The organism is Roseococcus microcysteis, assembly GCF_014764365.1.
Lineage (GTDB): Bacteria > Pseudomonadota > Alphaproteobacteria > Acetobacterales > Acetobacteraceae > Roseococcus > Roseococcus microcysteis.
The window spans coordinates 3,141,920-3,168,269 of record NZ_CP061718.1 but is presented as its reverse complement, the minus strand read 5'-3'; the positions used below and the strand labels follow the sequence as shown (position 1 = coordinate 3,168,269).

Sequence of the window (26,350 nt, the reverse complement as noted above, 5' to 3'; positions counted from 1 at the left end):
GCGTCACCGCAAAACGACCAACCCATCCACCGCCCGGACCCCCTGCCCCTCCGGCAGGACGAAGAGCGGGTTGATCTCCGCCTCCACCAGCCGCTCCCCCGCCGCGCCCGCCATGGCGGCGAACGCCATGATGGCGTCCAGCAGGGCGGGCACATCGGCAGGTGGGGCGCCGCGGAAGCCGCGCAGCAGCCGGGCGGATTTCAGCTCCTCCAGCATGGCTTCGGCATCGGCGCGGGTCAGGGGCAGCAGGCGCAGCGCCGTGTCCTCCCAGAGTTCCGCCGCCACGCCGCCCGCGCCCAGCAGCAGCACGGGGCCGAGCTGCGGGTCACGGTGGAAGCCCAGGATCATCTCGACCCCGCCGCGCAGGCGTTCCTGCACCAGAAAGCCCTCGGGCGCGGGGGCGCCGGCCGCTTGCACACGGGCCAACATGTCGGCGCAGGCGGCGGGGATCTCGGCGGGGCTGAGGCCCAGCCGCACCCCGCCCAGCTCGCTCTTATGGGCGATGGCGCGGGAGAGGATCTTCAGCACCACCTCGCCGCCCATCGCCTCCGCGGCGGCTTGCGCGGCGGCGGCGTCGGGCGCCGCCACCTCCCGCGTCACGGGCAGGCCGAAGCGGGCGAAGAGCGCCTTGCTCTCCGCCTCGTTGAGGTTGCCGGCGGGCAGGCCGGACAGCGCCGAGGGGTTCACCGCAGGGGCCCCCACCACCGCCGGCAGCGCGGGCGCCCGCAGGGCGCGCAGCACGGTCGGGCAGCTTTCCGGCGTGGCGAAGGCCGCGATGCCTTTGCCGTTCAGCAGCCGCACCAGATGCGGCGCGTGCGGGCTGACATAGGCCAGGATGGGCTTGTCGCTCCGCGCCTGGCACTCGACGATGGCGCCCGCCACGATGTCCGGCGCCGCCAGCGCGGAGGAGCCGATCACCACCGCCACCGCGTCATAGAGCGGGCTGTCCAGCAGCGCCGTGATGGCGCCGCGGAACAGGTCGGGCCGCAGCCCGGCCAGCGTCACGTCCACGGGGTTGCGGCCGACCGTCGCCTGGTCTTCGTCCAGCAGGGTGGCGAGGCGCTGGGTGGTCTCGGCATCGGGCGGGGGCACCTCGATGCCCGCCAGCCCGCAATTGTCGGCCAACAGCGTGCCCGCCCCGCCCGTGGAGGTCAGGATGGCAACGCGGTTCCCCGCCGCCCGCCGCCCCTTGGCCAGCGCGGCCGGAATGTCCAGCAGATCATTGAAGCTCTCGGCGCGGATCACGCCCGATTGGCGGAACAGCGCGTCATAGACCCGGTCCGCCCCGGCCAGCGCCCCGGTGTGGGAGGTGGCCGCCCGCGCCCCGGATTCCGAGCGCCCCACCTTGTAGACCACGATGGGCTTGCCGAGCTCGGCCGCGCGGCGGGCGGCGGCGCGGAAGGCCTGGGGCCGGCGCAGCCCCTCCATGTAGACGGCGATGACGCGGGTCGCCTCGTCCTCGACCAGCTCCGCGATGAGGTCGCTGCTGTCGAGATCCGCCTCATTGCCGGTGGAGACCAGCTTGGCGAAGCCGATGCCCCGGTCGGCGGCGCGGGAGAGCAGCGCGCCCAATATGCCGCCGGATTGCGAGACGACGGAAATGGCGCCGGCCGGCAGGTCGCCCACCTCCAGCGCCCCGGTGGCCGAGAGCATGATGCCATCGGTCAGGTTCACGAGGCCGATGGTGTTGGGGCCCAGCAGCCGCATGGGGCCGGCGGCGCGCTTCAGCGCCTCCTGCCGCGCCGCGCCTTCCGCATTGGCCTCGCCATAGCCGCTGGCCAGCACGATGGCGGCGGCGCAGCCGCGCGCGGCCAGGTCGCGCACCGCGGCCTCGGCGCGCTCGGGGCCGAGCAGCACGATGGCGGCGTCCGGCGCGCCGGGCAGCGCCGCGACCTCAGGGAAGCAGGGCAGGCCCGCGATGGTCTCGGCGCGCGGATTCACGGGCCAGATCTCGCCCGGGAAGCCGTGGCGCTGGAGGTAGCCCACCGGCCGGCCGGTCATCTTGGACGCATCGGCCGAGGCGCCGATGACGGCGACGCTGCGCGGCCGCAGCAACTGGCCCAGCGCGCTCATCGCTTGGACTTCGCCAGGAATTCCGCCACCGAGGCACGGTGCTCGCCCGTCGTGTAGCATAGGGCCTGGGCCTTGGAGCCTTCGGCCAGCACATCCTCGAAGCTCATCTCCAGCGAGCGGTCCATGACCGACTTCGCCAGCGCCAGCGCGGCCAGCGACCCGCCGGAGAGTTCCCGCGCCCATTCCTCGGCGCCCTGCAGCAGCGCGTCATCGGGCACCACGCGCTCGATCATGCCCATGGAGAGCGCCTCGGCCGCGCCCACGCGGCGGCCGCTGAACACCAGCTCCTTCGCGCGGGCCAGGCCCACGCGGCGGGGCAGGAAATACATGCCGCCGCCATCGGGGATCAGCCCGCGGGCGATGAAGCTCATGGTGAAATGGGCGCTCTCGGCGGCCATGATGAAGTCGCAGCACAGGGCCACGTCGCAGCCCAGCCCCGCCGCCGCGCCGTTCACCGCGGCGATGGTGGGCTTGGGGAAGTTGTGCAGCAAGGCGACGGCGCGGTGGGTGCGGCCCTGGCGGCGCCAGCCATTGAAGGCCACCTCCTCGGGCGGGGCCGCGAGGCGCTGCTGCATGCCGCGCACATCACCCCCCGCGCAGAAGGCGCTGCCCGTGCCGGTGACGACCAGGGCGCGCACGGCCGGGTCCACCGCCGCCGCCTCCAGCGCCTCGATCATCAGGGCGCGCGTCGCGTCATCAATCGCGTTGCGGCGCGCGGGGCGGTTGAGGCGCAGCGTGGCCACGCCGTCGGTGGTGGTGAGAAGGATGGCGCTGTCTTCGGTCATGCTCGGTGTTCCTTATTCGACGCGCAGCCGCGCGCGCTCCACCACCTGCGTCCAGCGCGTGCGGTCCTGCGCCAGGAAGCGCGTCAGGTCGGCGGGGTTGGCGCTGGGGGCGATCTCGTCCACGCCGCTCTCCACCAGGCGGCGGCGCACCTCGGGTTCGGCCAGCACGGCGTTCAGCGCGGCGTGCAGCGTGGCGATGCGGTCGGGCGGCGTGCCGGCCGTGGTCAGGATGGCATACCAGGTGGCGGAATCGAGGTCCGGGAAGCCCTGCTCCACGCTGGTGGACAGGTCCGGCAGGGCGGCGCTGCGCGTGCGGCCGGCGATGGCCAGCGGCCGCAGCTGCCCCGCCGCGATGGGCGGCAGCAGCGGCGCCGAGGCGTTGGTCAGGATATCAATCCGCCCCGCGATGGCATCCGCCATGGAAGGCCCGGTGCCGCGGTAATGGATGGCGTCCAGCTCCACCCCCAGCACCACGCCGATCATGGCCCCCAGCGCATGGCCGGTGGTGCCCACGCCGGGCGTGCCGAAGCGCAGCGGCGTGCGCGCGGCGCGGGCCACGCGCTGGAGGTCCGCGAGGTTGCGCGCCTCGACCGAGGGATGGACGGTGATGACGTTGGGCGCGGCGCCGATATACCCCACCGGCGCGAAATCCCGCACCGGGTCATAGGGCAGGCGCGGCTGCACCAGCGAGGAGATGAGGAAGCTGCCGCTGCCCGCCAGCAGCAGGGTGTGGCCATCGGCCGGCGCCTTGGCCACCAGATCATTGCCGATCAGCCCGCCCGCGCCGCCGCGATTCTCGACCACGATGGGCTTGCCGAGGCGGGCCGACATGCCCTCCGCGATCAGGCGGCCCACGATGTCGTTGCTGCCGCCCGGGGTGAAGGGAATGACCAGGCGGAGCGCGCGGTCGGGGAAGGCGGGCTGCGCGCTGGCCAGGGCGGGCAGCCCAAGGCCCAGCGCGGGGGCGAGCCGCAGGGCGGTGCGTCGGTTCATTCTGGGTGTTCCTCCGTCGCGCCGGTCTTGGCCGGCACGCGGCATTCAAAGCACCATCGCGCACGGCACGGGAAGCCGCAGAGTTTCGCACCCTGCCCCAACCCTGTGTTATGCTGCGCCATGCCGAGCGCCCTGCCCCCGCTGGACAGCCTGCGGGCCTTCCACCTCATCGCCGAGACGGGCAGCGTGACGCGCGCCGCCGCCGCGCTGGGGGTGACGCAGCCCGCCATCAGCCGCCGCCTGCGGGAGCTGGAGGCGGCGCTGGGCTGCGCCCTGGTGCACCGCAGCCCCAACGCGCTGCGCCTGACCGAGGCGGGGGCGCGCCTCGCCACCGGGCTGCGCGAGGGCTTCGCGCGCATCGAGGCAGCGGCGCGGGAGATGCGGGCGGAGACGGCGCCCTTGCGCATCCGCGCCTACACCACCTGGGCGCTGCGCTGGCTGATTCCGCGCCTCTCGGCCTTCAAGCAGCGCCATCCGGGGCTGGATGTGGAGGTCAGCACCTCCATCGCCCCCGTGGATTTCGCCCGCGAGGGCGTGGATGCGGCCGTCCGCACCGCCCCGCTCGGCGCGCCCCCCACCCCCACGGCGCGGGCGCTGCAGCCCGTCACCATCGCGCCCTTCGCGGCCCCCGCCCTGGCGGCGCAGCGGGGGCGTGAAACCCCCATCCCGGGGCGCATGTTGGGCAGCCGCGTGCGGCCCGGTGATTGGGCGCGGTGGCGGCAAGGCGCGGGCCTGCCCGAGGCCCCGCCGCCCTTGCTCTACGAAAGCACCACGCTCGCCATCCAGGCGGCGCTGGAGGGGCTGGGCACCGTCATCTGCCCGCCGGCCTTCGTGCGGGAGGAGGTGCGGGCGCGGCGCCTCGTCCCGCTGGCGCGCGCGGCGCTGCCGGCGGGCGACGCCTATTGGCTGGTGCTGCCGCCGGGGCGGGTCTCCGCACCGCTCGCCCTCTTCGCCGAGTGGCTGGTGGCCGCGGCGCGGGAGGAGGAGGGCGCCTGATCCGCGAAGGCGATATCGCCGGAGCGGTGAATCAGTCGCCCCAGAAAAGCCCTCACCGCGCGCAGATCGAGGCGATGACGCGGCAGATGGCGCCGCGCTGGCGGCGTTGGCACTGGTCCATGCCGTCGCGCGTCGCGTCCTCCACGGTGAAGCCCGCGCCGGCCAGCACGACCATCACCGGCTGGTTGGGGTCGGGCGTGGTGAAGGGCAGCAGCCGGTCGTCGCGCGCGCCCTGCACCAGCACGGCGCAGCCCTGCTGGATTTCCACGAGGCGCCGGCAGGTGTTGCCGCCGGCCCCTGCGCGGCATTGCGCCTCGGCCCGCTGGTGGGCGATGAGCCGGTCGCGCGTGGCGGGGCTGATGCCATAGGCGCGCGACGGGGGCGCCGCGGCATAGATGGTGGCCCAGACCACCGGCGTCTGCGCGCCGCGCTGGGCGGTGGGGGCGGGGGGCGGCGGCGCGGTCGGCACGGGCTGCGCCATGGGCGGTGCGGCCCGCATCGGGGGCGCGGTGGGCGTGGGCGGCGGCGGCAGGGGCAACAGGGGTTCCACGGCGCCGCCGCGCTGCGGCTGCGCCTGTCCCGCCCCGGAGGCGCCGATGCCCACGGCGCCGACCAGGATGCCGAAAATCACCCAGACCAGCCTCATTGTCTCAAGAAGTATCGCACCCGCCGTCCAGGCGATAGCGCCTGATCAGTGTCGGCGGAATCGCCAGGCCGTGAAGCAGCCGCCCGGCTAGGCCACGGCGTGGTCCACGAAAGCTGGCCGCGCTGTGGGGCGTCAGCCCAGGCGCGACAGGTGCAGGCGATCCCCCAGATATTCATAGGTGCGCTGCAGGTCGTGGTCGGCGATCAGCATCAGCCCGTGCAGCATGAGGGAGAACAGGCGGTCGTCATCGGCGATGGGCCGCGCGCCCGAGGTGTCGAACTCCACCACGACAACCCCCGCCGGGCCGGCGGGCAGGGTCATTTCCAGGTGCCGGCGCTCCTGCGCGGCCAGCCGCAGGCTGAGCCACGGCCCGGTGGTGCCATCGGGCAGATGCAGGCGCAGCCCCGTCTCCGTGGCGACGGGCGGGCCGCTGACCTCGAGGAAGAGGCGCATGCCGCTGCGCTCCAGCGCGGGCAGGCGCAGCCGCGCCCGGCCCTGGGTCAGCCAGACGCCATAGGCCTCGGGGATGCTCCAGCCATCCCCCTCCAGGATCAGGGCGTTGCCCACATGGGCGGCGCGCATGGCGGCCGGCGGCATGGCGGGCTGGATCTCGAAGCCGATGCGCCGCCCGGTGATGGCGCCCGCGCGGGCGAAGGGTCCCGGCAGGGCCACCAGCGGCGCCGCCAATTCCCGCGCCAGCCCTTCCACCACCTCGCGCCAGCTGCGCAGCCGCACGCGTCCGGGCAGCGCCGCCTCCAGCGCCGCGCGGCGCGCGGGGTCGCGGATGAGGCCCCAGGCGAGTTCCGCCAGTTCCGGCTCGCTCTGCGGGGTGAAGTAGAGGGCGGCGGTGCCGCCGGCCTCGCGCAGGCTGGAATGGTCGGGGGCGATCACGAGCTTGCCATGCGACAGCGCCTCGGTCACCGGCAGGCCCCAGCCCTCGTAGAAGCTGTTGAAGATGGTGAAGAGGCAGCCCTTGTAGAGCCGCGCCAGCTGCGCGTCCGACACGTCGCGCAGCCAGACCACGTTGCGGCGCAGCTCGGGCGCGTGTTCCAGCAGGCGCAGCGCGGCTTCGGCGCCGAAGCCCTGGCGCCCCACCAGCACCAGGCGCGGCAGCGCATGCTCGCCATGGCGGCGCAGCAGGGTCAGCCAGGCGTGCAGCAGCAGGACGTGGTTCTTGCGGCTCTCCAGGGTCGAGACGCAGAGCACATAGGGCCGCCCATCGGCCAGCGCCTCCGGCCAGGGCGCGTCCTCGTCCCCCCACCCACCGGCGGCAGCGGCGCGTCGAGCGGCATGGCCACCACCGGGATGTCCAGCTCCGGCAGCAGGCGGCGCTGCCATTCGCGGAAATCCCGCGCCGCGCAGGCGCTGGTGGCCACCACGCGGTCGGTCTGCAGGCAGATGGAGAGCAAATTGTCCGCGAAGCCCGAAGTGAGCTCGGGCGTGCAATGCTCGGGCACCACCAGCGGGATGGCGTCATGGAACAGGGCGCAGAGCGCCACGCCATGCGCCTGCCGCAACTCCCGCAGGCGGTGCATCTGGCCGGGCACCAGGAAGGGCAGGCCAGGGGTGAAGACGCGGTCGCCGGCGGCGAAGCCGATCTCGCGGGCCTTCCGGTGCGCCTCGGCCATGGTGGCGCGGGCCGCCACCCAGTCGGGCGCCTCGATGTCGGCGCCCCGGCGGGCGGTGGCCAGCAGGGCCAGCAATTCCTCGGCCGGCAGGGCGCGGAAGCGGCCGCTGGCCGGGTCGAAGGCCATGGGCTGCAGCAGGGGTTCGGGCGCCGCCAGCGCCGCCTCGGTCAGTGCCATCTGGACCCGCGGCACGCCGAGCGGCAGCCGGTTGATCCGGAAATAGTGCAGCAGGTCCGTCAGGTCGGCGAGGAGGCGCGCCATGCCTCAGCTGCGCCCGTAGGTGTCCTCGATCCGGACGATGTCGTCCTCGCCGAGATAGGAGCCGACCTGGACCTCGATCAGGTGCAGGGGGATCATGCCCGGGTTCTCCAGGCGGTGGACGCAGCCGAGCGGCAGGTAGACCGACTGGTTCTCGGCCAGCAGGATGCTGTCGGCGTCGCGCTGCACCTGGGCCGTGCCCTTCACCACCACCCAATGCTCGGCGCGGTGGTGGTGCTTCTGCAAGGACAGCTTGCCGCCGGGCCGCACCACGATCTCCTTCACCTGGAAGCGGTCGCCCATGATCAGGCCCGAATAATGGCCCCAGGGGCGATAGACGCGGCGATGCGTGCCGGCCTCGGCCACGCCCTCGGCGCGCAGCGTCTCCACCACCTTCTTCACATCCTGCGCGCGGTGGCGCGGCATGGCCAGCACGGCGTCCTCGGTGACGACCACCACCACATCCTCCAGCCCCAGCACGGCGGTGCGGATGCCCTCGCTGCGGACCAGGCAGTTCGTGGAATCCACGGCGGTGACGGGGCCTTGCAGCGCATTGCCCGCCCCGTCCTTCTCCGCGATGGTCCAGAGCGCGTCCCAGCTGCCCACATCCGACCAGCCGAGTTCGGCCGGGATGACGGCGGCATGGCCCGTGCGCTCCATCACGGCATAGTCAATGGAGATGGAGGGCGCGGCCCGGAAGGCCTCGGCACCCAGGCGGATGAAGTCCAGGTCGCGCGTGGCCGCGGCCAGGGCGGCGCGGGCGGCGGCGATGACCTCGGGCGCGTGGCGCTCCAGCTCCGTCACCAGGGTGGCGGCGGTGGCCACGAACATGCCGCTGTTCCAGACATGCTTGCCATCGGCCAGCAGGGTGGCGGCGGTGGCGGCGTCGGGCTTCTCGGTGAAGCGGGCCACGGCATGGACGCCGGGCGCGTCGGCGAGTGGCGCGCCCATCTCGATGTAGCCGAAGCTCGTCTCGGGCGCGGTGGGGCGCATGCCGAAGGTGACGATGCGCCCCGTCTCGCGCGCCGCATGGGCGGCCTGCGCGAGCGCCCGGTGCAGGGCCGGCACGTCCTCGATGGCGGCATCTGCGGCCATGATCCAGAGCACGGCCCCCGGCGAGGCCTCGGCCACCAGGGCGGCGGCGGCCGCGATGGCGGGGGCGGAGTTGCGGCCCTCCGGCTCCAGCAGGATGCGGGGGGCCTGGATGCCAGCCTCGCGCAGCTGCTCCGCGATCAGGAAGCGGTGCGCCTCATTCGCCACCACCACGGCCGGGGCGAAGCCCTGGCCCACCGCGCGCAGCGCCGTCTCCTGGATCATGCTGCGGGAGGAGACCAGCGGCCAGAACTGCTTCGGAAACCCCTCGCGCGAGAGGGGCCACAGGCGCGTTCCCGTGCCACCGGAGAGCAGGACGGGCACGATGTCGTTCAGGCTCATGCGAATGTGACTTCCTGTGGTCTGGGCGCGGCGGCGGCGGGGCTGACCTTGTCCCGATCGGGGGACGGAGGCAAGTTGCGCCCATGCCGAACGACGCGCCCCGGGGTTCGCCCCGCGTCTGGATGGATGGCTTCGGCCTCTCGCTCGTGGGTGGCACGGGCATCGCGACCTATTCACGGGGTTTGGCCGCCACTTTGGGCGAAACCGGGCTCGGACTGGGGCTGCTCTATGGCAGGCCCATCGGGGCGGGCGGCCCGCCCATGGCCCGTGAGATCGCCTTCTTCGACAGCCGCACCCAGCTGGACTACCGCCTGGCGCGCCGCCTGGCGGGCATCTGGGGTCCGCAGCGGGCCATCCCCGTGCCCGTCGCGGGGGCGGTGGAGCGCGGGCTGACCTCGACCGGGCTGCACCAGACCTTCTCCACCGCCAATGTCCCGCCCTGCGACGCGCTGTGGAACGCGCATGACATCTTCGGCCGCGCGGTGGTGAACATGCGGGTGCGAAGCCGCCTGCTGCGCGTCTCGGTGCAGGGCGCGCCGCCGCCGGCGCTGATGCACTGGACGCACATGCACGGCGTGCGCCTGCAGGGCGCGCGCAACATCTACACCATCCATGACGCCATCCCGCTGCGCCTGCCCTGGGCCACGCTGGACCACAAGGGCGCCTGGGTGCGGACCGCCCGCGCCGTGGCCGCGACGGCGGACCACATCCTCACCGTCTCCGAGCATTCGCGGCGGGACCTGATCTCGCTGCTGGGCATCCCGGAGGAGCGGATCAGCAACATCTACCAGCCCGTCTACCCGCCCGCCCACGGCCTCGACCCGCGCATGTCGCGGGAGCGGCTGGCCTCGGTCTTCGGGCTGGAGGACCGGGGCTACCACCTCTGCCTCTCGGCGGTGGACCCGCGCAAGAACCTGGCCCGCGCGCTGGACGCCTACATGGCGTCCGGCATCACGCGGCCCATGATCATCGTGGGCGGCAAAAGCGGCAACGCCGAGCCCGAACTGCGCCTGCTGACGGAGGCGGGCGGCACCCGCTCCCGCGACGGGCGCATCCGCCACCTGGGCTACCTGCCGCGCACCGATGTGGAGGTGCTGCTGCGCCACGCGCGCAGCCTGTGCTTCCCCACCCTGTATGAGGGCTTCGGCCTGCCCGCCATCGAGGCCATGCAGGCGGGAACGGCGGTGCTGACCTCCAACGCCTCCTGCATGCCGGAGGTGGTGGGCGATGCCGCGCTGAAGGTGAACCCCGTGGACCTGCGCGCCCTGACCGAGGCGATGATCGCGCTCGACACCGATGACGATCTGCGGCGGCGGCTGGAGGCCGAGGGCCCCGCCCGCGCCGCCCTCTTCACCCCTGAGCGCCACACGGCGCGGCTGGCCGCGCTGCATGCGCGGCTGGGCGTGGCCTGGCCGGAGCCCCCCGCATGACCATCCGCGCCGCCGACCTGCTGCATGGCTCCGACGAGGATGTGGTGGTGAACCTCTACCTCGGCATCCTCGGCCGCTGGCCGGACGAGCAGGGCTTCGCCCACTACCTGGAATTCATCACCAACCGGCCCGAGCACCGGGCCGAGGCGCTGGCGACCATGATGGCCAGCGAGGAAGGGCGCCGGCGCGGCACCAGGCTCGACCCCAGCCTGGTTGCCGTGCCGCCGCATGAGGCGCTGGCCACCCAGATGCGGCTGCGCACCGAATGGTTCCGCCAGGAGCTGGCCCGGCGCGACGCCGCCGCCCCCGCCACCACCCATGACCCCGCCACGCTGGAGGAGGTGATGGCGCTCCGCCAGGACGTGGCGGCGCTGCGGCGGGAGATGGAGGCGCGGCTGGCCGCCATCGAGGCACGGCTTTCGGGCGAATTGCCGGCGGCCCCCGCGCTCTCGCCCGCGCTGTCGGTGGGCTATGTCAATGACCTGCTGGAGACGCTGCGGGCCGAGATGCTGGAACGGGTGCGGCGGTTGGAAATCCGGCAGATGGGCGGTTAGGCTTTTCTTGCACCGCAAAAAGAAGCGGGCCGACCGAAATGAATTCGGCCGGCCCGTGGCACAAAGGCCAGTATGGCTTCGGCTTGCCGGGAAATAGCCTCCGCCGTTGTCATTGCCGGCAATTCTTTCGAACTGCGGAACGACAGGGTGATTATTGCTTGTCTTGCGCCATCTGGGGGATGGTAAAGGGCTTAAATTGCCGCAATGGAGAGTGGGGCGCTTGGTTTTAAAGCGCGATCCCACCATTCACATGCACGAGTTGCCCCGTGACATAGCCGGCCCCCGGACTCGCCAGCCAGGCCACCGCATGGGCCACGTCCTCGGGCGTGCCCAGCCGCGCCATGGGGATGCGCGCGATGGTCGCCTGCCACTGCTCGGGCGTCATGGCCGCATGGGCGCCGGGGTCCTTGCGGGTGTAGCCGGGAGCGATGGCGTTCACCGTGACGCGCGGCGCCCATTCGATGGCCAGTGCCCGGACCAGCGCCTCCACGCCGCCCTTGGCGGCCGCGGTGGCCGGGAAGGTCGCCGCGTCATTGCGGAACATGTGCGCGACGAAGGAGGAGATGGCGATGAGCCGCGGCGCCTCGCCCGCCGCCAGATGCGGCTGCGCGGCGCGGGCCAGGCGCAGGAAGGCCCAGAGCACGGCGTCCAGGCTCCGGGCGAAGCCCTCATCGGTCAGCTTGGCCACGGGGGTGCGGTCCGCGAAGCCGGCGTTGGAGACCAGCACGTCCAGCCCGCCCAGCAAGCGCGCCGTGTCCTCGACCAGCCGCGCGGGGGCGTCGGGCTCGGCGAGGTCCGCCAGCAGCAGATGCGCCTCGCCCCCCTTCTCGCGCACCTGGGCGGCCACGGCCTCCAGCCCCTCCCTGTTGTGACGGGCGTGCAGCAGCAGCGCGGTGCCGGGGGCCGCCAGCGCGCGCGCCACGGCGGCACCGATGCCGGAGGAGGCACCCGTGACCAGCACCCGCCTCATGCCGGGATTCCCCGGGTGATGGCCGAAAGTTCCATGTTGATGTCCCAGATGCGGGCCTGGATGTCGGTGGCCCCGCGCGCCGTCACGCGCGCCGTGTGCATTTCCTGGTAGGCGCGCGCGGCCTCGCGGCTCGTGAAGGCGTAGAGGCCGCCGGCGCGGCCCGCCGCCTCATCCTCGGTCCAGATCTTCCAGGCGAGGCCGGGCGTGTCCGCCGCGATGGAATGGGCGAGCGCCCGCAGGGCCTCGCGCCGCGCCTCGCCCCAGGGCGGGGGCGAGGCGAAGTCCATCTGCAGGATGACCGTCGGCGTGTCAGCCGGCATACGCGACGGTGCGGCTGCGCTGCTCGCCCAGCCCCTCGATGCCCACGCGCAGCTCCTGCCCGGCCTTGAGGAACCAGGGCGTCGGCTTCTTGCCGAGGCCCACGCCCGGCGGCGTGCCGGTGAAGATCACGTCGCCCGGATGGAGGGTGATGCACTGGCTGACATAGCTGACCAGCTGCCGCACGTTGAAGATCATGGTGGCGGTGCTGCCATCCTGCTCGCGCTTGCCGTCCACATCGGTCCACATGCGCAGCGCCTGAGGGTCCGGCACCTCGTCCTTGGTGACCAGATAAGGGCCAAGCGGGCCGAAGGTCTCGAAGCCCTTGCCCTTGTCCCAGGTCGGGCCGCGCTCGGCCTGCCATTCGCGCTCGCTGACATCGTTGCCGACGGCGTAGCCGGCCACATGGTTCATCGCATCCGCCTCGCTGACATAGCGCGCCGTGGTGCCGATGATGACGCAGAGCTCGCATTCCCAATCGGTCTTGCGGCTGTGCGGCGGGATGATGATGTCGTCGAAAGGCCCGTTCAGCGCGCCGAGCGACTTCAGGAAGACGATCGGCTCCTTGGGCGGCTCCGCCCCCGTCTCGGCCGCGTGGTCGGCGTAGTTCAGCCCGATGCAGATCAGGTTCGTCATGCCCGTGACCGGCGGCCCGAGCCGCGTGCCGGCCGGCACCGCGGGCAGTTCGGCCGGGTTGATGGCGGCGAGCTTGGCCAGCACGCCCGGCGCCAGCGTGTCGCCATTGATGTCGTTCAGCACGGAAGAGAGGTCGCGGATCACGCCCTGGGCGTCGAGCATCCCGGGCTTTTCCTGGCCCTTGGGGCCGTGGCGCAGCAGCTTCATGGGGGTTTCCTCACTGATCTGCCCGCATTCCGCCGCCTGATCGGCAGACCGTCAACCGGGGGCGCGTCAACCGGGGGGCGGAACGAGCCGCGCCAGCCGCACCGCCGTCTGCCCCGGCTGCGGCAGCAGCGAGGGCAGGACCAGAAGGCAATCCGCATAGGGGGTGCGGACTTCCGCCCCGCCATCGGTCGCGATCAGGGTGCCGGCGCGGGGCACCACCTCGCCGCCGCGCCAGGGGCGGGTGAAGGTGAAGTCCGCCGTGCGGGCGGTGACGGTGTGCGTCACCTGCGCCTGGCGGGAGGGTGGCGCGTCAGCAGACAGGGGCGCGCCGGGCAGCACGCCCGTCTCGTGCAGCAGGCGGCGCGTCACGCGCTCCATACGCGCCACCGTGGCCTTCTCCCAATGCCAGCCGCCCTCCAGCAACAGGCCGCGCCGCCCGCTGCCCGCCTGGCCGAAGGGGCCGTAGTCAATGACGCGGCTGCCCGCCACATGGCCCATGTCGCTCACCACCAGGGGTGGCACGCCAATGCGGGTGGCCAATTCCACCGCCGGCGACCGCCCGCTGACGAGGAAAAGCGGGTCCGCCGGCCAGAGCATGGAATGCAAGTCCAGCACCACATCGGCCGTGTCCAGCACCGGGCGCAGGGCGCGGGCGCGGCGCAGCTCCGCGCTGCGGCGGGGGCCTTCCAGCACCTCGATGTCCCAGAGGCGGTTCATGTCCTCCTCCAGGAAGCGCGAGGCGGTGGGATCATCGGGGTCGAAGCGGGAGAAGGCGTCGAGATTGGCGAAGACCAGCGTCAGCCGCCCCGCCGCCGGCCGTGTTGCGGCGCGCAGCAGCCGGTCCAGCACGATGGCGCCCGCGATCTCGTTGCCATGGGTCAGCGCCATCACGCAGACATGCGGGCCAGGCGCCTCGGCCGCGAAGCTCCAGACGCCGGGAATGCCGTTGCCGGCCCGCCAGGGCCCGATATCGGGCGCGCGCAGCACCAGGCTGCGCGGCGGCGCGCCGGCCTCGTCCAGCAGCGCGGCCAGCGGCGTGGGCTGCGGCGGGCTCATCGCGGGGGAAGGTCCAGACCCATGGGGCGCAGATTACCCAAGCAAGGAAGTCAGTCTACCGGGGGTGGGTCAGCCGCGCAGCTGCGCGGTCAGGCGTTGCAGGGTGGCCAGGTCCACCGCGCCCGGCAGCAGGGTGGTGCCGCCCAGGATGGCGGGCGTGCCCTGGATGTCCAGCGCGCGGGCGAGGCCGAGGTTCCGCTCGATGCGCTGGGTGGTCGTGGCCTCGTCCATCTCGCGCCGCAGCCGGGCCCAGTCGAGGCCCGCGCGCTCGGCCTCGCGGCGGATCACGGGTTCGGTGATCTCCTCGCGCAGGCGCAGCAGCGCGTCATAGAGGGGCACGTAGCGGCCCTGACGCTGCGCGGCCAGCAGCGCGCGGGCGCCCAGCACCGAGGCCGGGCCCAGGATGGGCAAATCCACCAGCACCACCCGCACATCGCCCTCGCGCCGGACCAGCTGGTCCATGACGGGGTGCAGCTGCTTGCAGAAGCCACAGCGCACGTCGAAGAACTCGGCCAGCACGACGCGGCCCTGCGGGTTGCCCTTGATGGGCGCGGCGGGGTCCTGGAACAGCGCCTGGGCGTTCTGCGCGATGGCCTGGGCGCGGGACGTGGCGCGGGCTTCCTCCTCCGCGCGCTCCAGGCTTTCGAAGGCGTCGCGGAGAATACTGGGGTCCTCGCGCAGGGCGCGGCGGAGGATGTCCAGCACCTCGGCCCGCTGCGCCTCGCTCAGGCCCTGGGCCAGGGCGGTGCCGGGCAGCAGCGCGGCGCCGGCCAGCGCGATCAGGCGGCGTCGGTTCATGGGGCAGGCTCCTTGGTGCGGGCGCATGTTCCCCCGGGGCGCGCCCCGAGCCAAGGGGGGCCAGGGAGGGGCGCGCCCCAAAGGGGGCCAAGGAGGGGCGCGGTTGCCGCTGGGCCGGAAGGCGTCTAAGCCCGCAGCATCATGAATACCGCAGGCGCGGCCCCTTCCGGGCGCCGCCGACGCAGGGGACGCACGACGCCAGCATGACCAGCACGGCCACCTTTCCGCACTCCGCCCCGCGGGCGCTTCGCCCCCTGGTCCTGGGCGCCGCCCTGCTGGCGCTGGCGGGCTGCGGCACCGCCCGCAACCTGGTGGGCGCGCAGCCCAGCATTCCCGCCGGCACGCCCGGCTTCGTCCAGGGCTTCCTGGGCGGGGTCGCGGCCGAGGAACCCCAGGCGGCCGCGGTGGCGCGCAACGTGCTCTCGGCCGGCGGCAACGCGGCGGATGCGGCGGTGGCGGCGGGCTTCGCCATGGCGCACACCCTGCCCTCGCGCGTGGGGCTGGGCGGCGGCGGGGCGTGCCTCGTCTTCGACGCGCGGCGCAACACGACCGAGGCCCTGCTCTTCCTGCCCGGCGCCCGCACCGGGGCGGGCGGCGACCGCCCGGCGGCGGTGCCCATGCTGGCGCGCGGCCTCTTCGCCCTGCACACGCGCATCAGCGGCGGCCGGCCCTTCGAGGAGCTGATCTCCCCCGCCGAGCAGCTGGCCCGTTTCGGCACGCCCATGTCGCGCGCCCTGCACCAGGATCTGACGGCGGTGCGCGGCCCGCTCTTCGCCGATGCCGAGGCGCGCGCCGTCTATGGCACGCCGGCGGGCGACGTGATCCCGGTGGGCGGCAGCTTCCGCAACCCGGCGCTGTCGGCCACGCTCGCGCAGCTGCGCACGGCCGGGGTGGGCGACCTGCACCAGGGCGCGATGGCGCGGCGGCTGGAGGAACTCTCCGGCGCGGCCGGCGGCGGCGCCTTCACGGTGGCGGAACTCCGCCCCGCTTTGCCCCGCGTGGTGGACCCCGTGGTGGTGGAAGGCCGCGGCGGCGACCGCATCGCCTTCCTGCCGGCCGAGGCCGATGGCGGCCAGGCGGCGGCGGCCCAGGCCTTCCGCGCGCTGGCCGCCGGGCAATCCCCCGCGCCGCAGCCGGCCCTGCTGCCGGCCAGCGCGGGGCTGATGGTCTATGACCGCAACGGCAATGCGGTCAGCTGCGCCTTCACCATGAACAACCTCTTCGGCACGGGCCGCACCATGCCTGGCATGGGCTTCCTGCTGGCGGCCGCGCCGCAGCCGGGCCGCGCGCCGCTGCTTTCGGCCTCGCTCGGCTGGTCGCCCAATATCCGCGCCTTCCGCATGGCGGCGGCGGGGTCGGGCCAGGGCGCGGCGCCGCTGGCGGTCGCCGCGCCCACGCACGCCATCATGCTGCAAGGCGCGGCGCCCGACGCCACGCTCGCCGCGGTGCCGGAGCCCGGGCGCGTGCAGCTCGGCGCCTGCGCGCGCTATCTGCCGGGGCTGCAAGGCGCCTGCACCACGCTGACCGACCCGCGCGGCGCCGGCGTCGCGCTGGGTGCCACGGACCGCTGAGGTGCTGAAGGTCGGGCGCGGGGCGCAATCCCCGCCCTTCCTGGTCATGGACGTGATCGCGGCCGCCAATGCCCGCGCCGCGACCCTGCCGCCCGGCGCGCCGGGCATTCTCCGCATGGAGGTCGGCCAGCCCGGCCATGGCGCGCCGCGGGGCGCGGTCGAGGCCGCCACGCGCGCCATGCGCTCGGGCCATGCGCTGGGTTACACGGAAGCCTTCGGCCTGCCCTCGCTGCGCGCGCGCATCGCGCGGCACTATGTGGACCATTATGGGCTGGTGGTGCCGCCGTCGCGCATCGCGGTGACGGTGGGGGCCTCGGGCGCCTTTCCGCTGGCCTTCCTGGCGGCGTTCGACCGGGGCGACCGCATCGCCATGGCCACCCCCTTCTACCCGCCCTATGCCAACATCCTGGAGAGCCTGGGCATGGAGGCGGTGCTGCTGGAATGCGGCCCCGAGACGCGCTTCCAGCCCACCCTCGCCCTGCTGGAATCCATGGACCCGCGCCCCGACGGGCTGGTCATCGCGAGCCCCTGCAACCCCGCCGGCACCATGCTGCCGCCCGGCGAGCTGGAAGCCATCGCGCGCTGGTGCCACGCGAACGGGGTGCGGCTGGTGTCGGACGAGATCTACCACGGCCTCTCCTGGGGCACGGTGGCCGAAGCCAGCGCCGCTGCCTTCAGCGACAGCGCCATCGTCGTGAACAGCTTCTCCAAATACTGGTGCATGACGGGCTGGCGCATCGGCTGGATGGTGCTGCCCGAGGATCTGGTGCGGCCAGCGGAATGCGTGGCGCAGAACATGTTCATCAGCCCGCCGCACATCGCGCAGCTGGCCGCCGAGGCGGCGATGGATTGCGGGGAGGAGCTGGAGGCCATCAAGGCCGGCTATGCCCGCAGCCGCGCCCTGCTGCTGGAAGGGCTGCCGCGCGCGGGGCTGGACCGCATCGCCGCCGCCGATGGCGCCTTCTACCTCTGGTGCGATGTGGGGCACCTCACGAATGACAGCCTCGAATTCTGCACCCGCATGCTGGAGGGCGCCGGCATCGCCGCCACGCCCGGCGTGGATTTCGACCGCGCGCGCGGCGCCCGCTTCCTGCGCTTCAGCTATTGCGGCGTCGAGGCCGAGATGACCGAGGTGCCCGCGCGCCTGGCACGCTGGCTAGAGCGGGATGCGTTGAGGTGGAATCACCGAAAACGCTGAATCCCGCTCTCAACGAAGGCTGGAGCGGGCTGCGTGAACGCATGTGAACGCAGCATGCTCCAGGGGGCTGACGCGGCGCGGCGCCGGGTCTAGCCTTTCCGCACTTCGGGGGCCGCAACTTGTCGCTTTGGGTTCTGATCACGCTCTGCGCCGCGCTGTTCCAGACCTGGCGCACGGCCTTGCAGCAGCGGTTGCGCGGGCAGCTCTCCCTCAATGGCGCGGCGGTGGTGCGCTACCTCTATGGCGTGCCCTTCGGGCTGATGATCCTGGGCACCTATTGGCTCATCTTCGGCGGCGGCTTCGGCACGCCGACGCTCTGGTTCCTGGCGCTCTGCGCCATGGCCGGCCTGATGCAGATCTTCGGCACGAACCTGCTGATCTCCTCCTTCGGGCCGCGCGGCTTCGCGGTGGGGACGGCCTATTCCAAGACCGAGGCGGTGCAGGCCTCCATCATCGCGGTGGTGGTGCTGGGCGAGGTGCTGTCGCTGACCTCCTGGGCCGGCATCGCGATCAGCGTGGCGGGCGTGATGTACCTGACCCTGGCGGGCCGCGGGCTGAGCCCCGCCGAAATCCTGCGGGCCACCACCCAGCCGGCGGCGTTGCGGGGCATGTCCTCGGGCTTCTGCTTCGCGCTGACGGCCATCTGCATCCGCACCGCCAATGCCGAATTGCCGGGCGAGGACGTGCTGCTGAAGGCGCTCTTCGCCGTGGTGCTGACCAATGCGATGCAGACGGTCATGCAGGGCGGCTGGCTGCTGTGGCGGGAGCCGGGGCAGCTTTCGGCCGTGTTCCGCACCTGGCGGGACAGCGCGAAGGTGGGGGCGCTGTCCGCCGCCGGCTCCTCCTGCTGGTTCATGGGCTTCGCGCTGGCGCCGGTGGCCCTGGTGCGCGCGGTGGGCCAGGTGGAAATCCTGTTCACCCTGCTGTTCAGCCGCTTCTTCCTGGGCGAGCGGCTCAAGGGCAAGGACGTGCTGGGCGCGCTGATCCTGGTGGCGGGCGTGGTGCTGGTGCTGCTGGGCACGCGCTGAAAGATTTGCATTCCGTTAAAATTCAGCGGCATCGCCATAAAATGGCAATGAGTTAATGATTCCCAATGAGTCCCGAAGGATTCGGCCACCACCCGAAGTGGAGTGACAAGGCTTTTCCACAAGTTTCTGCCGACTCGGGACAATCCAGCGCTTGTAGGTCAATAGCCCGTTTTGCTACATCATCTGGTATTCAGCCAAGGGGCATCCAGATGGATTGGACGTCGGAAGCGATCGAGCGCCTGCGGGCGTTGTGGTCCGAAGGACATTCCACCGCGGAGATCGGGCGTCGCATGGGCGTCTCGAAAAATTCCGTTGTGGGTAAGGCGCACCGCCTGCAACTGCCCGCGCGGCCCAGCCCCATCCGGCGCGACCCCGCCGCCCCGCGCCCCGTCGCGGCCGGCCGCCGGCCGACGCTGCCGCCGCTGCGCGTGGTGGCCGCCGCCCCGCCCGCGGCGCCGGTGCCGGCCGCCGTGATGGCCGCGCCCGCCGCCCCGCCCATGCCCCCGCGCCCGGAGGCCCGCCGGCCCGAGCCGCGCGTGGCCGAGATGCCCGCCGCCCTCGGCGCGCCCAAGCCCGCCCATGTGCTGCGGCCCTTCGCCCGCGCCAGCGCGCGCAGCTGCTGCTGGCCGATCGGCGAGCCCGGCACGCCCGGCTTCCGCTTCTGCACGGCGGAATCCATGAACGGAAAGCCCTACTGCGCCGAGCACGCGGCCGTCGCCTATGTCCGCGTGAAGGACCGGCGCGAGGACGCGGCGTAACACGCCAGGCTTCATGGTCCGGCGCGCGGGTCGCGCCGGATAAGGGTTCCTGATGGACCGGCCCCTTCACGGCGTGGCGCTGCAACTCGCAGCGCTCATGCTCTTCGTGGTGATGGACACGCTGTTCAAGCTGCTGTCCGACTTCCACGCCGTGCAGCTGGCCTGGGCCCGCTTCACCTTCTCGGCGCTCGCGGTCGCCGTCACGCTGCGGCTGGTGATGGGCCGCCTGCCCTGGCGCTCCCGCGCGCCGGGCTTGCAGGTGCTGCGCTCGCTGCTGCTGCTGGGCTGCACGCTGACCTTCACCGAGGCGCTGGCGCATATCCCCATCGCGGACGCCACGGCGGTCGGCTTCGCCTCGCCGCTCATCACCGTCGCACTCGCCGCGCTGCTGCTGCGCGAACCCGTGGGCTGGCGGCGCTGGGCGGGGGTGGCCATCGGCTTCGCGGGCGTGATGATCGCAGTGCGGCCGCCCTTCCTGACGGGCGAGGCGCTGCACTGGGCCTATCTGCTGCCGCTCTGCACCGCCACCATGTTCGCCTTCTACCAGATCCTGACGCGACGCCTGGCCAAGCTGGACGATCCGCGCACCACCATCATGCACACCGCCCTGGCCGCCGCCGTGGCGGCGAGCCTGTTGCAGCCCTTCGTCTTCATGCCCCCCGCGCCGGTGGAATGGGTGGGGCTGGTGATGGTGGGGCTGCTGGGCGCGCTCAGCCACGGGCTGCTGGTGCTGGCCTATGCGCGGGCGCCGGCCAGCCTGCTGGCGCCGCTCTCCTACAGCCAGCTCATCTGGGCCATGCTGGCGGGCATCCTGGTCTTCGCCGACTGGCCGGACCTGTTCACCCTGGTGGGCGCGGCGGTCATCGCGGCGGGGGGAATCCTGATCGCGTTGCCGCGGCGGACGGCGGCGGGCTGAACGCCGGCGGCAGGTGCCAGGTGCCGCATTCCGGTCTATCGTCCGCACGGCAAGCGGAGGCCCGGCGCCATGCGAAGGACGTTGATCGCGGCCGTGCTGGCCGCCACCCTTGGCCCTGCCGGTGTCAGGGCCGAGGCCCCCGCCCCTTTCCCCGACGCCGCCGCCCTCCAGTCCCGCCTCGCGCAGCAGGGTTGGCTGCTGCGGGGCGAGGCCACCTTCGTGCTGCAGGGCCACCCGGCCTTCCGCTCGCCCTACCGCGATGCGGGCAGCCTGCGGCCGGCGGCACAGGCGCGGAACACGCTTTCGGCGGACCTGATCCTCGGCCGGCGGTTGTGGGAGGGGGCGGAGTTCATCCTCGTCACCTCGCTGACGCGCGGCTTCGGCGTGTCGAACTCCACCGGCCTCGCCTCCTATCCGAACAACGAGGCCTTCCGCCTCGGCTCCGCCACGCCGCACATCTACACCCCGCGCATCCTGTTCCGGCAGACGCTGGCGCTTTCGGCCGACATGGTGGAGGCCGAGGACGACCCGCTGCGCTTCGACCGCCGCCTCCCGCGCGAACGGATCACGATCACGGCCGGCAAGATGTCGGTCTGGGACATCTTCGACGACAACCGCTACGCCCATGACCCGCGCTCGCAATTCCTCGGCTGGGGCCTGGTGGGCGGGGGCGCCTTCGACTACGCGGCCGACGCGCGCGGCTGGACGCAGGGCGTGGCCGTCGAATACGACAATGGAAGCTGGGGGCTGCGGGCAGGCGCCTTCCGCGTGGCGCGCGAGGTCAACGGCCTGCCGCTCGACCCCGCCCTCACCCGCGCCTGGCAGGTGCTGGGCCAGGTGGACCGCTTCTATACCCTCCGTGACCGGCCGGGCGCGGTGCGCCTCGTTTATGGCGCCTCACGCACGCGGCAGGCGGGCTGGGGCGCCCTGCTGGCCGAGGGCGTGGACAGCTTCGGGCGCAACCAGCCCGGCTGGCGCCTCAAGCACAACCTGACCCTGGGCTGGGAGCAGGAGATCGCGGACGGGCTCGGCGCCTTCGCCCGCCTCTCCTGGAATGACGGCCGCACCCAGAACTGGATGTTCACGGAGATGGACCGTGCCGTCTCGGGCGGGCTTTCGCTGCGCGGCCTGCGCTGGAACCGGCCGGAGGATACGGTGGGCCTCGGCACCAATATCGGCTGGATCTCGGCCGGGCGGCGGGCCTTCCTGGAGGCGGGCGGCATCGGCTTCATCACGGGCGATGGGCGGCTGCGCTACCGGCCGGAATGGGTGTCGGAACTCTACTACGACGCGCGGCTCGGCCCCGGGCTGAACGCGGCGCTGAACTACCAGCTGGCGGTGAACCCCGGCTACAACGCGGACCGGGGGCCGGTGCACCTGATGGCGCTGCGGCTGCGGGCGGCCTTCTAGGCGCGGGGCTACAGCCGCGGCACCAGCCCGCCCACCCCGCTGGCCTGCTCCAGCTCCGCCAGCGCCAGCAACAGCGCGGCCCGCGCCGCATTGGCCGAGACGCGCGTGGCGTTCAGCGTCCGCAGCGCGTCCAGCACATCCAGCAGCGAGCGCCCGCCGGCGCGGTAGGCGGCCTCGGTGGAGGCGAAGGCCTCCTCCGCGCGGCGCAGCGTGGCGCCCGCGGTCAGCTCCACCAAAGCGCGGGCTTGGCGGTGGCTGGCCCAGGCGGTCAGCAGCTCGGCCTGGGCGGTGGCCAGCGCGCCCTGCGCCTGCGCCGCCGCCTGGCCCTGCTGCGCGGTGGCGACCGCGATGTTCCCGTTCGTCAGGCGTTGCGTGAAGATCGGGATGGAGAGGGTGATGCCCACCGTGTCGCTCGCCCGCACCGGGCGGCTGCCGCCGGGCAGGTCCTGCGCCAGTTCGGTGCGCGTCAGGCTGCCGCCCACCGTCACGTCGCGCGAACGGCCCGCCTCGGCGAGGCGCGTATTGGCCTGCGCCACCGAGACGTTGCGCGTGGCCGCCAGCACGTCGGGCCGGTTGGGCAGGGCGGCGGCGAGGGTGTCGCGGGGCGCGGGCTCCGGCGCGCGGGCGGCGAGGCTGCCACGCAGCGCGAAGGGCAGGCCCTCCAGCAGGGGCGTGCGCGCGGGGGCGGCGCCGGACTGCATCGCGTCGCCGCCCACCAGCGCCGCCACGGTGGCCACCGCGGCCGCATGCGTCTGCACCGCCGCCGCCAATTCCTGCGCGAAGGCGAGGCGGCTGGCCTGGAAGCGCAGCAGATCCACCTCCGGCACCTGGCCCTCGCGCACCTGGCGGCGCAGCAGCGCCTCGGTGCGGTCGAGGGTGGCGCGGTTGGCCAGCGCCACGTCCAAATCCGCCCGCGCCTGGAGGCCCTGGATGAAGGCGCGGCGCAGCGCGAAGACCTGCTGGCGCAGCGTGTCCAGAAGCTGCGCCTCGGCGACCGAGACGCCCTCCTGCGCCACGCGCGTCCGCAATTCCCGCCGGCCGCCACGCTCGATGACGACGGAGAGCGTCACGCTCGCATTCTGCAAGGGCGTGTAGCCGCGCGCGCCGTGGAAGCCGCCGAGGCGCCGCGATTCCGCCACCTGCCCCACCGTCTGGCCATAGCCCAGTTCGGGCGCGGGCGAGGTGTCGGCCACCAGCACCTGCGCGCGGGCGATGTCCACGCCGCGCCGGGCGGCGACCAAGGCGAGGTTGCGTTCCACCAGCAGCGTCTCGGCCTCCGCCAGCGTGAGCGCGGGGGGCGTCACGCGGCTGGCGGCGGCCGGGCGGGCCGGCTCGCTGGCCAGGGCGGGCAGGACGGGGGCCAGCGCGAGGGTGGCCAGCAGCAGGGCGAAGGGCTTGGTGATCATGGCGGGTGTCGCTCGGAACAGGGTGCTGGCTATTCGGCCGGGGCGGGGCGGGGGGCGGTGGCGGGCGCGTCCTCGGCCCGGGCCTGGCGGCGGCCGAACAGATCCACCGCCGCCGGCAGCACGACCAGGATGAACAAGGGCACGAGGCCGATGCCGCCCACCACCACGATGGCGAGCGGCTTCGTGACATCCGCGCCGATGCCCGTCGCCAGCGCCATGGGCAGCAGGCCGGCGAAGGAGGCGAAGCAGGTCATCATCACCGGCCGCAGCCGGTCCGCGCCGGACTGCACCAGCGCGGGCGTCCAGGCCATGCCCTCATGGTCGCGCAGGTGGTTGAAGTGGGTGAGGAAGATGATGGCCTCCATCACCGTGATGCCCAGCAGCGCCAGGAAGCCGATGGCGGCCGGCACCGAGAAGTTCAGCCCCGCCACCGCCAGCGCCAGCACGCCGCCCGAGATGGACAGCGGCAGCATGGAGAAGACCAGCAGCGTCTCGCGCAGCCGCCCGAAGGCCACGTAGAGCAGCACCCCGATGATGGCGAGCGCGATGGGCACCACCACCATCAGCCGCGCCATGGCGAGCTGGAGGTTGCGGAACTCGCCCACCCATTCGAGGTGATAGCCGGGCGGCAGCGTGACGTTGCGCGCCACGCGCTGCTGCGCCTCCTGCACCGCGCCGGCGGGGTCGCGTTCGCGCACGGAGAAGCGCACGGGGACGTAGCGCGCGGAGTTCTCGCGGTAGATGTAGGAGGGGCCGGAGATCAGCTCGATCCGCGCCACATCGGCCAGCGTGGCGGTCGGGCCCACCGGCACGCGGCCGATGGCCTCGATGCCGTCACGGTAGCGCGGCGCGAGGCGCACCAGGATGGGGAAGTTGCGATCCCCGCCCGGTTCGAAGACGCGCCCCGCCTCCTGCCCGCCCACGGCGGCGGCGAGTGCGGTGTTGACGTCGGCGACGGTCAGCCCCTGGCGCGCGGCGCGGCCGCGGTCCACCGTGATGGAGAGCGTCTGCTGCCCCACCGAGAGCAGCACGCCGAGGTCGGCCACGCCCTGCACCTGCGCGAGTTCGCGCCGCACGGCGTCCGCGATGCGCGAGGCGACAGCGGGGTCGGGCCCCACCACCTTCACCGCATTGGCGCCCTTCACGCCCGAGGCCGCCTCCTGCACATTGTCCGAAATGGTCTGGGAGAAGGAGAACTCCACGCCCGGGAATTGCGCCGACAGGCGGCGGTTCACCGCGGCCACCATCCCGTCGCGGTCGCGCGCCGTGGTCCAGCGTTCCTGCGGCACCAGGGGCACGAAGAATTCCGCGTTGAAGAAGCCCGCGCTGTCCGTGCCGTCGTCGGGACGGCCCTGTTGCGAGGTGACGGTGATGACCTCGGGGAATTCCAGCAGCGCGGCGCGGATGCGGTTCACCACCGGGTTGCCGTCCTCCAGCGAGATGGTGCTGGGCATGGTGGCGCGCAGCCAGATGGAGCCCTCCTCCAGCGTCGGCAGGAATTCGGCGCCGAGCCGCGTCAGCACGCCCATGGAGCCCACGACCATGGCGCCCGCCAGGCCCAGCGCCAGCACGCGCCGCCGCAGCCCCGCCGCCGCGACCACGTCGAAGCCGCGCCGGATCACGCGCATGATGGCGGTGTCGCGCTCCTCCGTGTCGGCGCGGAACAGGGTGGCGGCGAGGACCGGCGTGATGGTGAAGGTGGCGAGCAGCGCGCCCGCGATGGCATAGGCGTAGGTCTTGGCCATGGGGCCGAAGATGCGCCCCTCGATGCCGCCCATGGTGAAGAGCGGCAGGAAGGCCGCGATGATGATCAGCGCCGAGAAGAAGATGGCCGGCGCCACCTCATTCGCCGCGCGCAGCACGGTCTTGGCGACGGGGTGCGGCCCGCCCGGCGCGCGGCGCGCCATGGCCAGGTGGCGGAAGATGTTCTCGACCATGATGACGGTCGCATCCACCAGCAGCCCGAAATCCAGCGCGCCGACCGAGAGCAGATTGGCGCTCTCCCCCCGCGCCAGCATCATCAGCACGGCGAAGAAGAAGGCGAAGGGGATGGTGGCCGCGATGACCAGCGCCCCGCGCAGATCACCCAGGAAAAGCCACTGGATGACGAGGATGAGCAGCACGCCCTCGATGATGTTCTTCACCACCTTGGCCGTGGTGGTGGAGACCAGCTCCTCGCGGTCATAGAGCGGCACGAGGCGCACGCCGGGCGGCAGCAGCCCGCCCGCGTTGATCTCGGCCACCGCCTGCTGCACGCCGCGGATGGTGGGCAGCGTCTGCTCGCCGCGGCGCATCAGCACCACGCCCAGCACCACGTCATCCTCGGTGTCATGGCCCGCGATGCCCAGGCGCGGGCGGTTGCCGATCTCGACCGTCGCCACGTCCGAGAGCAGCACCGGCACGCCGCCCTGGCTGCCCAGCACCACGTCGCGCAGATCCTCCGCCGAGCGGATCAGCCCGATGCCCTGCACCACGACGGATTGCGGACCGAGGTTCATGGTGCCCGCGCCCACATTCACCGAGGCGCGGCGCACCGCCTCCACCACCCCGTCCAGGCTGAGCCCATGCGCGGCCAGCCGGCCGAGATCGGCCTGCACGGTGTAGGCCTTGGTCAGGCCCCCGAAGGTGGTGACGTCAATCACGCCCGGCACGCGCTTGAAGCGGCGGTCCAGCACGAATTCCTGCAGCGTGTTCAGGTCCGACAGCGGGTAGCCCGGCGGCCCCACCAGGCGGTAGCGCATGATCTCGCCGATGGGCGAGGTGGGCGAGATGGCGGGCGCCGCCCCCTCCGGCAGGCTGGAGAGCTGGCCCAGCCGGTTCAGCACCTGCTGCACCGCCTGGTCATAGGTGTAGTTGAAGTTGAACTGCACCCGCACGTCCGACAGGCCGAACAGCGAGGTGGAGCGCACGGTGGTGAGGTTGGGCAGCCCCGACATCGCCACCTCGATCGGGATGGTGATGGTGCGCTCGATCTCCTCCGCGTTCTGCCCGGCATTCTGCGTGATGATGACGACGGTGGGCGGCACCGGGTCCGGATAGGCCTCGATGTTGAGCCGGGTGAAGGCGAAGCCGCCCACGACCAGGAACACGGCGAAGAGCAAAAGCACCAGCGAACGGCGCTCCAGCGACATGGCGACGATGTGGCGCAAACGGGCGGTTCCGATGGAGGGCAGGAGGGAGGGCTTTCGCGGCTATACAGCGCCGCCGCGGCGCGCAGATAGCGCCGCGCGCGGCTGTAAGCCGGCTGTAAGCCGGGCGTGCGACACAGCATGCGCCGGCCA

Annotated in this window: 23 protein-coding genes; 9 read left to right on the top strand and 14 right to left on the bottom strand. The window is 72.9% G+C overall.

Annotated elements, in window-relative coordinates:
• Window positions 1–3 precede the first annotated feature (3 nt).
• The 3 genes from ICW72_RS15235 to ICW72_RS15225 are packed head-to-tail and all read right to left on the bottom strand — an operon-like array spanning window position 4 to window position 3,851.
• Window positions 4–2,073 (bottom strand): acetate--CoA ligase family protein, encoded by a 2,070-nt coding sequence (locus ICW72_RS15235; protein WP_191083493.1) that lies wholly within the window; start codon window positions 2,071–2,073, stop codon window positions 4–6.
• Window positions 2,070–2,858 carry an enoyl-CoA hydratase/isomerase family protein gene (locus tag ICW72_RS15230; protein ID WP_191083492.1) on the bottom strand — a complete coding sequence of 263 codons (789 nt, stop codon included), beginning with the start codon at window positions 2,856–2,858 and terminating at the stop codon, window positions 2,070–2,072. Before ICW72_RS15230 ends, ICW72_RS15235 begins: the two co-directional genes overlap by 4 nt.
• A gap of 12 nt (window positions 2,859–2,870) precedes the next feature.
• Window positions 2,871–3,851 carry a Bug family tripartite tricarboxylate transporter substrate binding protein gene (locus tag ICW72_RS15225; protein WP_191083491.1) on the bottom strand — a complete coding sequence of 327 codons (981 nt, stop codon included), beginning with the start codon at window positions 3,849–3,851 and terminating at the stop codon, window positions 2,871–2,873.
• A gap of 120 nt (window positions 3,852–3,971) precedes the next feature.
• Here ICW72_RS15225 and ICW72_RS15220 point away from each other — a divergent pair, with 120 nt between their 5' ends.
• Window positions 3,972–4,847, top strand: a complete 876-nt coding sequence (locus ICW72_RS15220; protein ID WP_191083490.1) for a LysR family transcriptional regulator — start codon at window positions 3,972–3,974, stop codon at window positions 4,845–4,847.
• Between the two features lie 52 nt (window positions 4,848–4,899).
• Here the strand turns inward: ICW72_RS15220 and ICW72_RS15215 are convergent, their stop codons facing one another.
• From ICW72_RS15215 to ICW72_RS15200, 4 genes are all read right to left on the bottom strand, one after another.
• A complete protein-coding gene (locus ICW72_RS15215) occupies window positions 4,900–5,493 on the bottom strand; it encodes a DUF4189 domain-containing protein (RefSeq protein ID WP_191083489.1) in 594 nt (197 codons plus the stop codon).
• A gap of 132 nt (window positions 5,494–5,625) precedes the next feature.
• Window positions 5,626–6,699: a glycosyltransferase gene (locus ICW72_RS15210; protein ID WP_191083488.1), complete on the bottom strand. Its 1,074-nt coding sequence runs from the start codon at window positions 6,697–6,699 to the stop codon at window positions 5,626–5,628.
• A complete protein-coding gene (locus tag ICW72_RS15205; RefSeq protein WP_191083487.1) occupies window positions 6,636–7,382 on the bottom strand; it encodes a hypothetical protein in 747 nt (248 codons plus the stop codon). Before ICW72_RS15205 ends, ICW72_RS15210 begins: the two co-directional genes overlap by 64 nt.
• Window positions 7,383–7,385: 3 nt before the next feature.
• On the bottom strand, window positions 7,386–8,813 hold the full coding sequence (locus ICW72_RS15200; protein ID WP_191083486.1) for a mannose-1-phosphate guanylyltransferase/mannose-6-phosphate isomerase: 1,428 nt from the start codon (window positions 8,811–8,813) through the stop codon (window positions 7,386–7,388).
• Between the two features lie 83 nt (window positions 8,814–8,896).
• On the opposite strand from ICW72_RS15200, the gene ICW72_RS15195 reads away from it, so the two are divergent.
• Together ICW72_RS15195 and ICW72_RS15190 are read left to right on the top strand one after the other, a co-directional pair.
• Window positions 8,897–10,243, top strand: a complete 1,347-nt coding sequence (locus tag ICW72_RS15195) for a glycosyltransferase family 4 protein (RefSeq protein WP_191083485.1) — start codon at window positions 8,897–8,899, stop codon at window positions 10,241–10,243.
• On the top strand, window positions 10,240–10,797 hold the full coding sequence (locus ICW72_RS15190) for a DUF4214 domain-containing protein (protein WP_191083484.1): 558 nt from the start codon (window positions 10,240–10,242) through the stop codon (window positions 10,795–10,797). Before ICW72_RS15195 ends, ICW72_RS15190 begins: the two co-directional genes overlap by 4 nt.
• 226 nt (window positions 10,798–11,023) lie before the next feature.
• On the opposite strand, the gene ICW72_RS15185 is transcribed toward ICW72_RS15190, so the two are convergent.
• From ICW72_RS15185 to ICW72_RS15165, 5 genes are all read right to left on the bottom strand, one after another.
• Window positions 11,024–11,767, bottom strand: coding sequence for an SDR family NAD(P)-dependent oxidoreductase (locus ICW72_RS15185; RefSeq protein ID WP_191083483.1), 744 nt, complete (start codon window positions 11,765–11,767; stop codon window positions 11,024–11,026).
• Window positions 11,764–12,087, bottom strand: coding sequence for a monooxygenase (locus ICW72_RS15180; RefSeq protein ID WP_191083482.1), 324 nt, complete (start codon window positions 12,085–12,087; stop codon window positions 11,764–11,766). The genes ICW72_RS15185 and ICW72_RS15180 overlap by 4 nt, the downstream gene beginning before the upstream one ends.
• Window positions 12,077–12,928, bottom strand: a complete 852-nt coding sequence (locus tag ICW72_RS15175) for a fumarylacetoacetate hydrolase family protein (RefSeq protein WP_191083481.1) — start codon at window positions 12,926–12,928, stop codon at window positions 12,077–12,079. The genes ICW72_RS15180 and ICW72_RS15175 overlap by 11 nt, the downstream gene beginning before the upstream one ends.
• A 66-nt stretch (window positions 12,929–12,994) precedes the next feature.
• A complete protein-coding gene (locus ICW72_RS15170; protein ID WP_191083480.1) occupies window positions 12,995–13,984 on the bottom strand; it encodes a M14 family metallopeptidase in 990 nt (329 codons plus the stop codon).
• A 69-nt stretch (window positions 13,985–14,053) separates the two neighbouring features.
• Window positions 14,054–14,782, bottom strand: a complete 729-nt coding sequence (locus ICW72_RS15165; RefSeq protein ID WP_191083479.1) for a DsbA family protein — start codon at window positions 14,780–14,782, stop codon at window positions 14,054–14,056.
• Between the two features lie 203 nt (window positions 14,783–14,985).
• On the opposite strand from ICW72_RS15165, the gene ICW72_RS15160 reads away from it, so the two are divergent.
• From ICW72_RS15160 to ICW72_RS15135, 6 genes are all read left to right on the top strand, one after another.
• Window positions 14,986–16,353: a gamma-glutamyltransferase gene (locus ICW72_RS15160; protein WP_191083478.1), complete on the top strand. Its 1,368-nt coding sequence runs from the start codon at window positions 14,986–14,988 to the stop codon at window positions 16,351–16,353.
• 46 nt (window positions 16,354–16,399) lie between these two features.
• Window positions 16,400–17,551: a pyridoxal phosphate-dependent aminotransferase gene (locus ICW72_RS15155; RefSeq protein ID WP_191086283.1), complete on the top strand. Its 1,152-nt coding sequence runs from the start codon at window positions 16,400–16,402 to the stop codon at window positions 17,549–17,551.
• Between the two features lie 119 nt (window positions 17,552–17,670).
• Complete coding sequence (locus ICW72_RS15150) at window positions 17,671–18,579, top strand: DMT family transporter (RefSeq protein ID WP_191083477.1); 909 nt, start codon at window positions 17,671–17,673, stop codon at window positions 18,577–18,579.
• Between the two features lie 209 nt (window positions 18,580–18,788).
• A complete protein-coding gene (locus tag ICW72_RS15145; RefSeq protein ID WP_191083476.1) occupies window positions 18,789–19,337 on the top strand; it encodes a GcrA family cell cycle regulator in 549 nt (182 codons plus the stop codon).
• Between the two features lie 52 nt (window positions 19,338–19,389).
• Window positions 19,390–20,253 (top strand): DMT family transporter, encoded by an 864-nt coding sequence (locus tag ICW72_RS15140; RefSeq protein ID WP_191083475.1) that lies wholly within the window; start codon window positions 19,390–19,392, stop codon window positions 20,251–20,253.
• 69 nt (window positions 20,254–20,322) lie between these two features.
• A complete protein-coding gene (locus tag ICW72_RS15135; protein WP_191083474.1) occupies window positions 20,323–21,663 on the top strand; it encodes a carbohydrate porin in 1,341 nt (446 codons plus the stop codon).
• Window positions 21,664–21,671: 8 nt separating this feature from the next.
• Here ICW72_RS15135 and ICW72_RS15130 read toward each other — a convergent pair whose 3' ends face one another.
• Together ICW72_RS15130 and ICW72_RS15125 are read right to left on the bottom strand one after the other, a co-directional pair.
• Complete coding sequence (locus ICW72_RS15130) at window positions 21,672–23,069, bottom strand: TolC family protein (RefSeq protein ID WP_191083473.1); 1,398 nt, start codon at window positions 23,067–23,069, stop codon at window positions 21,672–21,674.
• A 29-nt stretch (window positions 23,070–23,098) separates the two neighbouring features.
• On the bottom strand, window positions 23,099–26,218 hold the full coding sequence (locus ICW72_RS15125; protein ID WP_191083472.1) for an efflux RND transporter permease subunit: 3,120 nt from the start codon (window positions 26,216–26,218) through the stop codon (window positions 23,099–23,101).
• Window positions 26,219–26,350: the final 132 nt, after the last annotated feature.